This window comes from Kosakonia pseudosacchari (assembly GCF_900184035.1).
Taxonomy (GTDB): Bacteria; Pseudomonadota; Gammaproteobacteria; order Enterobacterales; family Enterobacteriaceae; genus Kosakonia; species Kosakonia pseudosacchari.
On sequence record NZ_FXWP01000014.1, the window covers coordinates 153782 to 165971 of the forward strand.

The window sequence follows — 12190 nt, forward strand, 5'->3', positions numbered from 1 at the left end:
CCGTTAGGCGGCGTTAAACGCGTCCGGGTAGAGGTTCAGAATGTCGGTAATATCCTGCTGAGATAACCCGTGATGTTCATTAATGGCGGCGTTATGGTTCACAAGCTGGATCACCTTGAGAACATCGCCACGGCAGGAAAAGCGGTAGCGCAGGTGTGCGCCGATACCATCCGGGTTTTTCTCGTCGATACGCTCCAGTTGAATATCAAGCTGGCGCTCCAGTTCAGACGCATAATTACGCCCGGATGAAAGACGGCAGTAGCGCAGAATATCATTTTCTGTCCATCCCTCTACGCCAGTGCGCAGCATATAGACGCGGGCGCGGTGTTTCTTTGGGGTTCGCTTAGGTACTTGTACCGGGCTGGTGGTCGGCGTAATATCAGACGTGCGAATATCTGAGTTAGCCGCCTGCTGTACGGGGCGGTTTTTCTTTTCCATTACGCTACCTTTCCCCGGCGCTCAGCCAGCCAGTTATTAATCTCTACCGCATCAAAGGCGGTCACGTTATCGGTAAGTTTCACCGGGCGCGGCAGCGTGCCGTTCTTAACCCAGCGGTCAATGGTTGGCATGGAAACACCCAGAAGTTCCGGCATACGAAAACGGCGGATGTATCCAGTAGTGGGAAATGCTGATTGTGCTGCGTGGTGTACTGTCATATGTCCCGTAACTCCTGTGATAGCTGTTGTTACGGTATGAGGTTAGCGGCAAAAAAATGAGAGCATAAGGTACAGTAAGCGCACTGTACCCTTACACTAAATTAACTCTGCCCCTTCCCGTTGACTGAGGATCTTAGATGTTTAAGGATCACATCACCATTGGTAATCATTAATGGTGGAATTTCATCTTTGTGTTTAAGTAAGCAGTCCCGCCATTTTTCAGGACTGACTTCTTTTCTTTCCCCTCGGCAGTCGTCAGGATATTTACTTAGGATATAAATAGCAGCTTTCAATAGCCCCTCTCTATTGGAAGCATGTCTCTCAGCTTTTTTATTAACTGGTAGTGGTGAGGTGGATAAAATATTGGGGCTATTTCTTGTTGCAAGATTGGTTTCTGATGTGATTTCCTTGCCGCCATTGCATAGCAATTCAAGCTCATAACTGGTTATATACATATCCTTACTATGAACAGTATACCAGTCATCGAAATAAAATCGTCCAGCAACGTAGCCATCTCTAAACGTTGCGTTTTCGCATCTGGGCACATCAAGAGTATCGATAGTTATATCCCAATCATCCCAATAATCAGATAAATACCTCTCCTCTGCTTCGATAAACTCTTGAGGGATCGCCAGAAAACCACTCCATTTTTCAATGGATTTATTTCCTGAGTTCATATCATATTGCTCTGTAACAGAGAAATAATCTGACTTATAGCTAAATCTTAGGCAGTGTAGATCAGCATTAGGTTCAGGCTTAATATCATATTTTTCTTTTAAGTAATCGACAGGCAAAATACTATCAGACTCAACATTAATTAACTTTACTTCCTCGTTCTCATTTTTTGGCGAGCTATCGAATAGAAATTCAATATGAGGCATCTTAATACAAAACTGTAATAAGCCTATTGAAGCAAAATGTATTAAATCAGACACTTCGCACTTAGTGATTTTGGCTACTTTTTCAAGCGAATAATATCTATGCTTTGGTAAGATCATCACGCTACCTTTCACGCTTTGCCTTTCACTTGATTGAGCCAGGCGGTAAGGCTTCCGCTTTTCATCCCGTCGGACTAGGCTCAATCTATTCTTACGATAGCTTATGCGTCTTTATAATAGGCGTCACGTTGTAATCTTCGCCACTCTCTAATGCCACCAGCAAATCACACCACAACATAAGTGCGGCTTTGCGCTCCTCAAAATATTGGTAGCGGTTATAAATCCCTTCAACACCCTTAATTCTGTGGTTAAGACAGCGTTCGGCCACCACTGGATCAACGCCCAGCGCAGCAAGATGGGTACGGGCAGTACGCCGGAAATCATGAATGGTGTAGTTGGGTACATCGGGCATTTCAGCGCGAACCTTTGCCAGCGCAACGGGCAGGGTGCTTTCCTGAATATGTGGGATCATGCGGTTTTGCATCTTTCTGGCAGGTAATACCCATTTGCTATTGCACGAAAAGGTGCGCAGTTCTCGCAGCCACTCTACTGCTGGTGACGGCAACGGTATGTCGATGGCATCGCCGTTTTTACTTCGTTCTTCTGGCAGATGCCAGATTGCCCCGTCTAAGTCGAATTCTTCCCAGCGGGCAGCGCACAATTCCATCTTACGCACGCATAAGGTCAGCAGTAGCTTGAAGGTAAGCTCGTTCTGGCGGCTGAATCCCTTCGCCATACGCATGGCCTGAAACAGCCTGATCAACTCGTCACGGGTAAGCCATCGTTCACGGGCAACCTCTTTCCCGCCAGCGTCCGAAACCTCAAAGGCTGAGCACGGATTTATCTCCAGCGCGTGCCGTTTAATTCCGTAATCAAATATGCGGCGCGTCCAGCGCAGAACGTCCGTCGCTATGGTTGGCGCTCCACGGTCAACAATGCCTTTTAGCATGTCGTCAATGTGGCGTGGTTTCACGTCCTCCACCCTCATTTGACCAATGCAGGGGTTTATATCTTTGTCGATGCGGCGACGGAGAATGTCAGGGTGCTTCCAGCGTGGCAGGATCTGACGCTCGAAATATTCTGCTGCAAGCTGAGAAACACGCATGGCGTTTTTGTCATCTTCAATTTTTGCCAGTGCTTTGGCTTTACGTTCCTGTTTCTCCCCGGCAACGTCATAACCTAACGATACGCGGGCGGATAGCTCTTTGGCGGTTTCTCTGGCTTTGGCTAATGACAGTTCAGCATAAGAGCCAATTAGCATAGCGCGTGACTTCCCAGCAAGCTTATATCGGAATCTCCATGTGGGGGTTTTATCAGCTTCACGGTAGCGGAGATATAACCCGTTCCCATCAGCCCGCCCCTCGAATCGCTCCCCGGCCTTTATCCATGCGCGGATCTGCATATCTGTTAGTTTTGGCATTTTGCGAATATCCAAACTTTGAAGAGGTGGTGTACCCAAAATGATGTACACAAATTTCAATGGGTACACCATTGTGTACACACTAATCATGCGCTTTGTTGCGTTGTCATGATAGCCCATGATAACAAAAAAGCCCGCAATTTCGCGGGCTTCTCAGTATTTTGATGTTTGGTGTGAGCTGCTGATAGCTTACTCGATGTTCTGGATCTGCTCGCGCATTTGCTCAATCAGTACTTTGAGCTCGATAGCGGAGTTAGTTACCTCTGCATTAATCGACTTGGAGGCCAGCGTGTTCGACTCACGGTTGAACTCCTGCATCATAAAGTCGAGACGGCGGCCAACCGCTTCTTTTTTCTTCAGAATGTTGTAGGTTTCTTTAACATGCGCTTCAAGGCGATCCAGCTCTTCGGCGACATCGATGCGCTGTGCCATCAGGACCAGTTCTTGCTCAAGACGGTTATTCTCAAGCTGCACTTGCGCTTCTTCCAGTTTGGCGACCAGGCGCTCGCGCTGCCATTGCAGGATTTCTGGCATATGAGCGCGGACTTTGCTGACTTCGGTGCTCACGCCTTCCAGACGCTGTTCAATCAGCCCTTTCAGCGCCTGACCTTCGGTTTCACGGGCGATGATAAAATCATCCAGCGCGCCGTCAAGTGCGGCGAGGATCTGCGCTGCAATGGCGTCCAGATCCTGCTCCTGGGCAGCCATTACGCCAGGCCAGCGTAGAATATCAACCGGGTTGATTTCCCCTTCGTCGCTCTGCATTTTGACCCAGTTCGCTGCATTCACCAGCTGTTTGGCCAGTTTTTCATTGAGGATCAGTTCGCCCTGCGCACTGGCATCTGGCTCAAAACGGAGATTACACTCCACTTTACCGCGCGTGAGACGGGTACGCAGACGTTCACGGACAACCGGCTCAAGGCTGCGAAATTGCTCCGGCAGGCGGAAGTACGTTTCCAGATAACGCTGGTTAACCGAGCGCAGTTCCCAGGAGGCAGAGCCCCATTCACCCTTGATTTCACGCCGGGCATAGGCGGTCATACTGCGGATCATAGACGTTCCCGTTTTCAAAGAGAGATGCGGGGATTATAGCTTTCGTGGCCTTATCAGGATAGGAATAACCTTGGTAAGCCAGTATAATGCGCAGCCACATTCGATAAGCCGGAGAAATTATCATGCGTCCAGCAGGCCGTAGCGCCAACCAGGTGCGCCCCGTCACCCTGACCCGTAATTACACAAAACACGCAGAAGGCTCCGTGCTGGTTGAATTTGGTGATACCAAAGTGCTGTGCACTGCGTCCATCGAAGAAGGCGTTCCGCGCTTTCTGAAAGGTCAGGGCCAGGGCTGGATCACCGCCGAATATGGCATGTTGCCGCGCTCCACTCATACCCGTAACGCGCGTGAAGCCGCGAAAGGCAAGCAGGGCGGGCGTACCATGGAAATCCAGCGGCTTATTGCCCGCGCGTTGCGTGCAGCAGTGGATTTGAATGCGCTGGGTGAATTCACCATTACGCTTGACTGCGATGTCATTCAGGCCGATGGCGGTACGCGTACCGCATCGATTACTGGCGCGTGTGTGGCGCTGGCGGACGCGCTGAACAAACTGGTCGCCGCCGGGAAGCTGAAAACCAATCCGCTGAAAGGCATGGTTGCCGCGGTCTCCGTGGGTATTGTTAATGGCGAAGCCGTTTGTGATCTTGAATATGTGGAAGACTCCGCAGCTGAAACTGACATGAACGTAGTGATGACGGAAGACGGCCGCATGATTGAAGTTCAGGGTACGGCGGAAGGCGAGCCATTCTCCCACGAAGAGTTACTCACCCTGCTGGCGCTGGCCAGAGGGGGGATCGAATCGATTATCGCGACGCAGAAGGCGGCGCTAGAGAATTAATTTTAAGGGCGACTGATGAGTCGCCCTTTTTTTTGCGCTTTATACTTTATGCGGCTTCTTTGTCGGCTGTTGCGAGTCATGCCTGCGTTATTTACCAGGTATGATTTACGTGGTTTGCGCGAGGTCGCGCGAGGTATTTTGCGTAATCTGTAAATAATGAAAAGTGAGATGAGGAGCGGATCCATGAAAGCGTATCAGCGTCAGTTTATTGAATTTGCGCTTAACAAGCAGGTACTGAAGTTCGGCGAGTTCACGCTGAAATCCGGGCGCAAAAGCCCCTATTTCTTCAACGCCGGGCTGTTTAATACCGGGCGCGATCTGGCTCTGTTAGGGCGTTTTTATGCCGAAGCGCTGGTGGATTCCGGTATCGATTTTGATCTGCTGTTTGGCCCGGCTTACAAAGGCATTCCTATCGCCACCACCACGGCCGTAGCGCTGGCGGAACATCACGAGCGCGATGTGCCTTACTGTTTCAACCGTAAAGAAGCCAAAGACCATGGCGAAGGTGGCAATCTGGTGGGCAGCGCCTTGCAAGGCCGCGTGATGTTGGTGGATGACGTGATCACCGCCGGAACGGCGATTCGGGAATCGATGGAGATTATCCAGGCCAATGGCGCAACGCTTGCTGGCGTGCTGATTTCACTGGACAGGCAGGAACGCGGTCGTGGTGATATTTCGGCAATTCAGGAAGTGGAACGCGATTATGGCTGCAACGTAATTTCGATTATCACGCTCAAAGAGTTGATTGCGTATCTGGAAGAGAAACCGGAGATGGCCGATCACCTGGCTGCTGTGCGTGCCTACCGCGAACAGTACGGCGTTTAAATGTGTTCCCGGCAGGCGACTGCCGGGGCAGTTTTATACCAGCTTCGCGCCCTGAGTGTTTACATAAAGTGAATAGACCGAGGTGCTGGCGGCCATAAACAGGCGATTGCGCTGTTCGCCGCCAAAACACAAGTTAGCGCAGCGCTCCGGCAGGTGGATCATCCCAATCGCTTTACCTTGCGGATTGAACACGCGTACGCCGTCCAGCTCCTCAGTACCCATTCCCCAGCCACACCACAGATTGCCATGCATATCGATGGCAATGCCGTCTGCCGTGCCGTTACCGCAGTCGATATGTACTCGCCGGTTTTTTAGCTGATCACCTTCGATATCCCACGCCAGAATTAAACGATTAGGCGTCGCGCGGCTTTCTACCACAAACAGCGTTTTTTCATCCGGCGAGAAGCAAATGCCGTTTGGACCTTTAACATCGCCCAGCACCACTTCCAGCTTGTGGGTTTCAGGATCCAGGCGGTAAACGTTTTGCGGCAACTGCGGCGTGGCTTTGTGCCCTTCATAAAAACCAGCAATGCCAAATGGCGGATCGGTAAACCAGATGGAGCCGTCGGATTTCACCGCTATATCGTTCGGTGAATTCAGCGGCTTGCCGTCATAGCTCTCTGCCAGCACGGTGATCGTGCCGTCATACTCTGTGCGCGTAATGCAGCGGGTATCATGCTCACAGCTGATTAAACGCCCTTGTCTGTCGCGGGCGTGCCCGTTGGCGTTATTGGAAGGCTGGCGAAAAACGCTGGTTGCGCCGGTGGCTTCATCCCAGCGCATGACCGCGTTGTTGGGAATATCGCTCCACAACAGCATGCGGGTATCGCCAAACCAGACTGGCCCTTCTGTCCAGCGGCAGCCGGTCGCGATCTGCTCTACTTTGGCGCTGGAAACCATATAGTCGCGAAAGCTATCATCCAGCGCGACGATGCTGGGATCGGGGTAGCGGGCCGAGGGTGCCCAGGCGGCAATACTCTTTTGGCTTAAAAGCAGTGATGCGGTGGCAATACCGCTGAGTTTAAGCAGTTCCCGACGTGATGTTGCCATCAAGCGTCTCCTTATTTGTAGGGTATTTATGAGGATGTTTCGCTTAAGTGGAAAGATACTGCCAGAGGGAGGTTAGGGAATCCGCGACGCCACGACATCTGGCATCTTAACGAATTGTGTTGGGCTTTTTCACAGATTGCGGAGAAATGAGAATGCAGCCACAAGGGCTGCATGAGGTATTACTGTAATTGTGCGGCCAACAGCGGCCAGCGAGCGTCGAAATCTTCGGTCGGACTGTATTTAAACTCACTGCGCACAAAGCGCGATAGCATCCCTTCGCAAAACGCCAGCAGCTGGCTTGCGAGTAACGTTTCATCCGTCGCGTAGGCTTCGCCTTCACGCATCTTGCGTTCGCGCAATACCTGGCGCAGCTGCGCTTCAATGCGTTCGAACAGCTGGCTAATGCGCCCTTGCAGGCGGTCTTGTTCGAACATCAGCGCGTGGCCGGTCATAATGCGTGTCAAACCCGGATTACGTTCACCAAAGCCCAGAATCAGCAGCACAATCAGACGCAGACGCGCAGTGGTGTCTTTTTCGTCCTTTAAAATCAGATTGATACGGGTAATCAGGCTATCTTCGATAAATTCAATCAGGCTGTCGAACATGCGCGTTTTACTGGGGAAATGGCGGTACAGCGCCGCTTCAGAAACGCCAACGGACGCCGCCAGTTTTGCCGTCGTAATACGCTGGCTTCCATCGCTGGATTCCAGCATTAGCGCCAGAGATTGAAGTATTTCCTCGCGACGATTCCTTTTCGCAGTTTGTTTTTCTGCCATGTTCCAAAATACCCCTGAAAATAAGCACTTGTCAGGCGAGCAACCACAGGGCGACCGCAAACGGAGTGCGTTTGCGGTGATGTTATCGCGTTATTTCGCCGTGTGATGCGTTAAATAGGGCTGCTTATTGGCGCCCGGAATGGCCGAAGCCGCCTTCGCCGCGCTCGGTCGCGTCGAAAGATTCTACAAGGTTAAATTCCGCCTGAACGACCGGCACAAAGACCATTTGCGCGATGCGTTCACCCGGCACGATAGTAAAGCTGTCCTGGCCGCGGTTCCAGACGGACACCATTAGTTGGCCCTGGTAATCCGAGTCAATCAGCCCCACCAGGTTGCCCAGCACGACGCCATGTTTATGGCCCAGACCGGAACGCGGCAGAATGACCGCAGCCAGTGAGGGATCGGCAATATGGATTGCCAGGCCAGTCGGCAGCAACGTGGTCGCACCCGGCGCCAACTCTACGGCGTCGTCGAGACAGGCGCGCAGGTCAAGTCCGGCGGAACCGGAGGTGGCATATGTCGGCAGCGGGAATTCCTTGCCAACACGCGGGTCCAGAATCTTAACGTCGATTTTTTTCATCATAACGGGTAACGATCTCGTCCAGTAATAGGTGTCCCAGAAGTTCTTTACGCTCCAGCGGCAAGCGTTTGTCGCCATCCTGCCAGAAAAGGTGTAACGCGTTGTTGTCGCTATTAAACCCCTGATTCGATTGCGAAACATCGTTGGCGCAAATCAGATCAAGGTTTTTGCGGGCGCGTTTTTGCCGGGCATATTCTTCCACATTATTTGTTTCGGCAGCAAACCCAACAACATAAGGGCGATGAGCAGAAAGTGCGGCAACGCCAGCGACGATATCCGGATTTTTCACCATTTTTATCGTGATTTCATCGCCTTGCTTTTTGATTTTTTCTTCAGCAACGCTGGCGGCGCGATAATCCGCAACGGCGGCGCAGCCGATAAAAATATGCTGCTGCTGAGCACGGCTCTGGACCGCGGCCTCCATCTCCAGCGCAGTGGTCACATCCACACGTTGCACCAGCGGCGGCGTAGCCAGCGAAACAGGACCGGAAACCAGCGTGACATTCGCACCACGGCTTGCAGCGGCGGCGGCAATGGCGAAGCCCATCTTACCGGAACTGAGATTGGTGATGTAACGCACTGGATCTAACGGTTCACGCGTCGGACCGGCGGTAATCATGATGTTCAGATGTTGCAGATCTTTGACCGGCGAGAAATGCGCGGCGGCCATATCCACAATGGTCAGCGGATCGAGCATTCTTCCAGGACCCACATCGCCACAAGCCTGGCTGCCACTGTCCGGGCCCCACAGCAACAGCCCGCGCGAGGCCAGCACCTGCAAATTATGCTGGGTGGCGGCGGCGCGGTACATCTGCTGATTCATTGCGGGGACAACAGCCACAGGCGACGGTGTGGCGAGGCAAATAGTTGAGACCAGGTCGTTTGCCATACCGGCGGCGACACGGGCGATTAAATCTGCAGTGGCGGGGGCGAGAATCACTAAATCAGCCCATTTGCCCAGCTCAATATGGCCCATTGCCGCTTCGGCGGCGGGATCCAGCAGACTATCGGAAACCGGATAACCGGAAACGGCCTGCAGACTCATCGGCGTAATAAAGGCTTTGGCCGCCTCGGTCATTGCGACACGGACTTCCGCGCCGCGATCGCGCAGACGGCGCACCAGCTCGGGCGCTTTATAGGCCGCAATACCGCCACTCACGCCGAGGACAATCTTTTTACCCGCCAGACTGATCATGATTCTTTCCTGTTGGATTTCACCAGAAGCTGGGCATTTTATCACAATCCTTAAGTTGTCGTGCTGTTGCCCACAAACCACTTTGCGAGGCACTACGCAGAGATATGACTCCCTGGTCGAAGGGAAACGGCAGCTATGGCAGCATTGGCGAGCCTGAAGGAGAAATGAATATGGATATTGTTTTTACGCCCCAGAAACCGCGTGAAAAGATGTTGAAGTTTGGTATTGAATCACTGACCGATGTGGAACTTCTGGCGCTTTTTTTGCGCACCGGAACACAGGGAAAAAGCGTACTCACCGTGGCGCGTGAAATGCTCAAGCAGTTTGGTTCGTTATATACGCTGCTCTCCGCCGATCTTGATGATTTTAAGGAGGTGCATGGCATTGGCCTTGCCAAATACGCTCAACTACGTGGTATCGGTGAACTGGCGCGGCGCTATTATAATGCGCGCCTGCTGGAAGAGAACTCACTGCTGAGCCCGGAAATGACGCGCGAGTTTTTACAAAGTCAGCTGGCGGGCGAAGAGCGCGAGATCTTTATGGTGATCCTGATGGATAACCAGAACCGGATACTCAAACATTGTCGGCTTTTTACCGGCACGATTAACCAGGTTGAGGTGCATCCGCGAGAAATTTTGCGTGAAGCGTTAAAAGTCAATGCGGCCGCCGTGATCCTCGCGCATAATCACCCCTCTGGTAACGCTGAGCCGAGTAAAGCGGACAGGCAGATCACCGAGCGGGTCATAAAATGCTGCCAGTTCATGGACATCCGGGTGCTCGATCATCTGGTTATTGGCCGTGGTGAGTACGTTTCTTTTGCCGAACGTGGCTGGATTTAGACCACTTTGCGCGATCCATCGGGATCTTTGTCTGTTCGGGACTTGAGCACACCGCCGACTCAGCGTATACTACGCCACCTTTGAGAATCTCGGGTTTGGCATTTGGGCCTGGCAATCGAGAGTTCACATAGAACTGCGATGACCGGGCTGTAAAGCCTGACGAGGCGCCGATACCCCATACGAAGCTCGAGCTAATTTGATTTTTGGAGAATAGACATGTCCCGAGTCTGCCAAGTTACTGGCAAGCGTCCGGTGACCGGTAACAACCGTTCCCACGCACTGAACGCGACTAAACGCCGTTTCCTGCCGAACCTGCACTCTCACCGTTTCTGGGTTGAGAGCGAAAAGCGTTTTGTCACCCTGCGTGTATCTGCTAAAGGTATGCGTGTAATCGATAAGAAAGGCATCGATACAGTTCTGTCTGAACTGCGTGCCCGTGGCGAAAAGTACTAAGTACTTAAAGGATATAAATCATGGCTAAAGGTATTCGTGAGAAAATCAAGCTGGTTTCTTCCGCTGGTACTGGTCACTTCTACACCACCACGAAGAACAAACGTACTAAGCCGGAAAAACTGGAACTGAAAAAATTCGATCCAGTTGTCCGTCAGCACGTGCTGTACAAAGAAGCTAAAATCAAATAATTTTAGTTTTCTTGCACAAAAACCCCGCTCTGTCGGGGTTTTTGCATTTCTGACCACCCATAAACCGGAGACGAGATGCCTGAATTACCCGAAGTCGAAACCAGCCGCAGAGGTATTGAACCACACCTTGTTGGCGAAACCATTCTTCATGCGGTGGTGCGCAACGGGCGATTGCGCTGGCCGGTTTCCGAAGAGATCCACAGCCTGAGCGACAAACCGGTACTGAGCGTTCAGCGCCGCGCCAAATATTTGCTGCTCGAATTGCCCGACGGCTGGATCATTATTCACCTTGGCATGTCCGGTAGCCTGCGCATTCTTCCCCATGAGTTGCCTGCGGAAAAACATGACCACGTCGATTTGGTGATGAGCAATGGCAAAGTGCTGCGCTACACCGATCCGCGTCGTTTTGGCGCGTGGCTGTGGACGAAAGAGCTGGAAGGCCACAATGTACTGGCGCATCTCGGCCCGGAACCGCTCAGCGACGCTTTCAATGCCGATTATTTCCGGCAGAAATGCGCGAAGAAGAAAACCGCCATTAAACCCTGGCTAATGGACAACAAACTGGTGGTCGGCGTGGGGAATATCTACGCCAGCGAATCGCTGTTTGCCGCCGGGATCCATCCCGATCGGCTGGCTTCGTCACTCTCGGCGCAGGAGTGCGAAATTCTGGTGCGGGTGATCAAAGCGGTGCTGCTGCGCTCTATCGAACAGGGCGGAACCACGCTAAAAGACTTTTTGCAAAGCGACGGTAAACCGGGCTATTTCGCTCAGGAGTTGCAGGTATATGGTCGGGAAGGGGAACCTTGTCGCGTCTGCGGCACGCCGATTGTTGCCGCAAAGCATGCACAGCGTTCAACGTTTTACTGCCGACGCTGCCAGAAATAAGAACCAGAAAGCTTATTTAAGCTTCTCTAACAGCGCCTGGTGAACGTCAGGCGGCAGGAAGTGGGTAACATCGCCCTGATGACGCGCCACTTCTTTGACCAGCGTAGAAGAGATAAACGACCACTCTTTCGATGGCATAAGAAAGACGCTTTCCAGCTCCGGCATCAGGTGACGGTTCATATGCGCCAGCTGCATCTCATATTCGAAATCCGCTACCGCCCGCAAGCCGCGAATAAGGATATTTGCCTGCTGGGCGCGGGCAAAATTGGCCATCAAATCACTAAACCCCACCACGGAAACATTCGGCAGATGCGCCGTCGCCGCTTGCGCCAGCGCCACGCGCTCTGGCAGGTCAAACAGCGGTTTTTTGCTCGGGCTGGCGGCAATCGCTAACACCACCTCATCAAACATCGTGGCGGCGCGGGCCACAATATCAATATGCCCGTTGGTGATGGGGTCAAAGGTGCCGGGATAAATCGCTTTTGTACTCATC

General features: G+C 52.3%; 16 protein-coding genes. 6 read left to right on the plus strand and 10 right to left on the minus strand.

Going from position 1 to position 12190, the window contains the following annotated elements; translation table 11 throughout:
- Window positions 1-3: 3 nt before the first annotated feature.
- The 5 genes from BN2591_RS13910 to BN2591_RS13930 all read right to left on the minus strand — a co-directional run bounded on the left by BN2591_RS13910 (window position 4) and on the right by BN2591_RS13930 (window position 4067).
- On the minus strand, window positions 4-438 hold the full coding sequence (locus BN2591_RS13910) for a hypothetical protein (RefSeq protein WP_048994681.1): 435 nt from the start codon (window positions 436-438) through the stop codon (window positions 4-6).
- On the minus strand, window positions 438-656 hold the full coding sequence (locus tag BN2591_RS13915; RefSeq protein ID WP_047026876.1) for a helix-turn-helix transcriptional regulator: 219 nt from the start codon (window positions 654-656) through the stop codon (window positions 438-440). Before BN2591_RS13915 ends, BN2591_RS13910 begins: the two co-directional genes overlap by 1 nt.
- A gap of 101 nt (window positions 657-757) precedes the next feature.
- Window positions 758-1654: a hypothetical protein gene (locus tag BN2591_RS13920; RefSeq protein ID WP_047026877.1), complete on the minus strand. Its 897-nt coding sequence runs from the start codon at window positions 1652-1654 to the stop codon at window positions 758-760.
- Between the two features lie 91 nt (window positions 1655-1745).
- Window positions 1746-3014, minus strand: a complete 1269-nt coding sequence (locus BN2591_RS13925; RefSeq protein WP_060683763.1) for a tyrosine-type recombinase/integrase — start codon at window positions 3012-3014, stop codon at window positions 1746-1748.
- A 189-nt stretch (window positions 3015-3203) separates the two neighbouring features.
- Window positions 3204-4067: a YicC/YloC family endoribonuclease gene (locus BN2591_RS13930; RefSeq protein WP_086872409.1), complete on the minus strand. Its 864-nt coding sequence runs from the start codon at window positions 4065-4067 to the stop codon at window positions 3204-3206.
- A gap of 122 nt (window positions 4068-4189) precedes the next feature.
- Between BN2591_RS13930 and rph the strand changes: the two genes are divergently transcribed.
- Together rph and pyrE are read left to right on the plus strand one after the other, a co-directional pair.
- Window positions 4190-4906: a ribonuclease PH gene (gene rph / locus BN2591_RS13940; RefSeq protein ID WP_086872411.1), complete on the plus strand. Its 717-nt coding sequence runs from the start codon at window positions 4190-4192 to the stop codon at window positions 4904-4906.
- 183 nt (window positions 4907-5089) lie between these two features.
- A complete protein-coding gene (gene pyrE, locus BN2591_RS13945) occupies window positions 5090-5731 on the plus strand; it encodes an orotate phosphoribosyltransferase (protein WP_086872413.1) in 642 nt (213 codons plus the stop codon).
- A gap of 33 nt (window positions 5732-5764) precedes the next feature.
- Here pyrE and BN2591_RS13950 read toward each other — a convergent pair whose 3' ends face one another.
- The 4 genes from BN2591_RS13950 to coaBC all read right to left on the minus strand — a co-directional run bounded on the left by BN2591_RS13950 (window position 5765) and on the right by coaBC (window position 9332).
- A complete protein-coding gene (locus BN2591_RS13950; RefSeq protein WP_086872415.1) occupies window positions 5765-6781 on the minus strand; it encodes an SMP-30/gluconolactonase/LRE family protein in 1017 nt (338 codons plus the stop codon).
- A 179-nt stretch (window positions 6782-6960) separates the two neighbouring features.
- Window positions 6961-7557: a nucleoid occlusion factor SlmA gene (slmA, locus tag BN2591_RS13955; protein ID WP_017458168.1), complete on the minus strand. Its 597-nt coding sequence runs from the start codon at window positions 7555-7557 to the stop codon at window positions 6961-6963.
- 124 nt (window positions 7558-7681) lie between these two features.
- A complete protein-coding gene (gene dut / locus BN2591_RS13960; RefSeq protein WP_017458169.1) occupies window positions 7682-8140 on the minus strand; it encodes a dUTP diphosphatase in 459 nt (152 codons plus the stop codon).
- On the minus strand, window positions 8118-9332 hold the full coding sequence (coaBC, locus tag BN2591_RS13965) for a bifunctional phosphopantothenoylcysteine decarboxylase/phosphopantothenate--cysteine ligase CoaBC (protein ID WP_162494954.1): 1215 nt from the start codon (window positions 9330-9332) through the stop codon (window positions 8118-8120). Before coaBC ends, dut begins: the two co-directional genes overlap by 23 nt.
- Before the next feature lie 170 nt (window positions 9333-9502).
- On the opposite strand from coaBC, the gene radC reads away from it, so the two are divergent.
- The 4 genes from radC (at window position 9503) to mutM (ending at window position 11697) form a co-directional block, all read left to right on the plus strand.
- Complete coding sequence (gene radC, locus BN2591_RS13970; protein WP_086872417.1) at window positions 9503-10171, plus strand: RadC family protein; 669 nt, start codon at window positions 9503-9505, stop codon at window positions 10169-10171.
- 216 nt (window positions 10172-10387) lie between these two features.
- Window positions 10388-10624, plus strand: coding sequence for a 50S ribosomal protein L28 (gene rpmB, locus BN2591_RS13975; RefSeq protein WP_002436699.1), 237 nt, complete (start codon window positions 10388-10390; stop codon window positions 10622-10624).
- A gap of 20 nt (window positions 10625-10644) precedes the next feature.
- The gene (gene rpmG, locus BN2591_RS13980) at window positions 10645-10812 is read left to right on the plus strand and encodes a 50S ribosomal protein L33 (RefSeq protein ID WP_003024094.1); all 168 of its coding nucleotides are present in this window, start codon (window positions 10645-10647) and stop codon (window positions 10810-10812) included.
- Between the two features lie 75 nt (window positions 10813-10887).
- Window positions 10888-11697, plus strand: a complete 810-nt coding sequence (gene mutM, locus BN2591_RS13985; RefSeq protein ID WP_086872419.1) for a bifunctional DNA-formamidopyrimidine glycosylase/DNA-(apurinic or apyrimidinic site) lyase — start codon at window positions 10888-10890, stop codon at window positions 11695-11697.
- 12 nt (window positions 11698-11709) lie between these two features.
- Here the strand turns inward: mutM and coaD are convergent, their stop codons facing one another.
- The gene (gene coaD / locus BN2591_RS13990) at window positions 11710-12189 is read right to left on the minus strand and encodes a pantetheine-phosphate adenylyltransferase (protein WP_086872421.1); all 480 of its coding nucleotides are present in this window, start codon (window positions 12187-12189) and stop codon (window positions 11710-11712) included.
- Between the last annotated feature and the right edge of the window lies 1 nt (window position 12190).

Coding starts and splice junctions, on each gene's coding strand:
- BN2591_RS13910 (WP_048994681.1), bottom strand. CDS start 438: ATGGAAAAGAAAAACCGCCCCGTACAGCAGGCGGCTAACTCAGATATT.
- BN2591_RS13915 (WP_047026876.1), bottom strand. CDS start 656: ATGACAGTACACCACGCAGCACAATCAGCATTTCCCACTACTGGATAC.
- BN2591_RS13920 (WP_047026877.1), bottom strand. CDS start 1,654: ATGATCTTACCAAAGCATAGATATTATTCGCTTGAAAAAGTAGCCAAA.
- BN2591_RS13925 (WP_060683763.1), bottom strand. CDS start 3,014: ATGCCAAAACTAACAGATATGCAGATCCGCGCATGGATAAAGGCCGGG.
- BN2591_RS13930 (WP_086872409.1), bottom strand. CDS start 4,067: ATGATCCGCAGTATGACCGCCTATGCCCGGCGTGAAATCAAGGGTGAA.
- rph (WP_086872411.1), top strand. CDS start 4,190: ATGCGTCCAGCAGGCCGTAGCGCCAACCAGGTGCGCCCCGTCACCCTG.
- pyrE (WP_086872413.1), top strand. CDS start 5,090: ATGAAAGCGTATCAGCGTCAGTTTATTGAATTTGCGCTTAACAAGCAG.
- BN2591_RS13950 (WP_086872415.1), bottom strand. CDS start 6,781: ATGGCAACATCACGTCGGGAACTGCTTAAACTCAGCGGTATTGCCACC.
- slmA (WP_017458168.1), bottom strand. CDS start 7,557: ATGGCAGAAAAACAAACTGCGAAAAGGAATCGTCGCGAGGAAATACTT.
- dut (WP_017458169.1), bottom strand. CDS start 8,140: ATGATGAAAAAAATCGACGTTAAGATTCTGGACCCGCGTGTTGGCAAG.
- coaBC (WP_162494954.1), bottom strand. CDS start 9,332: ATGATCAGTCTGGCGGGTAAAAAGATTGTCCTCGGCGTGAGTGGCGGT.
- radC (WP_086872417.1), top strand. CDS start 9,503: ATGGATATTGTTTTTACGCCCCAGAAACCGCGTGAAAAGATGTTGAAG.
- rpmB (WP_002436699.1), top strand. CDS start 10,388: ATGTCCCGAGTCTGCCAAGTTACTGGCAAGCGTCCGGTGACCGGTAAC.
- rpmG (WP_003024094.1), top strand. CDS start 10,645: ATGGCTAAAGGTATTCGTGAGAAAATCAAGCTGGTTTCTTCCGCTGGT.
- mutM (WP_086872419.1), top strand. CDS start 10,888: ATGCCTGAATTACCCGAAGTCGAAACCAGCCGCAGAGGTATTGAACCA.
- coaD (WP_086872421.1), bottom strand. CDS start 12,189: ATGAGTACAAAAGCGATTTATCCCGGCACCTTTGACCCCATCACCAAC.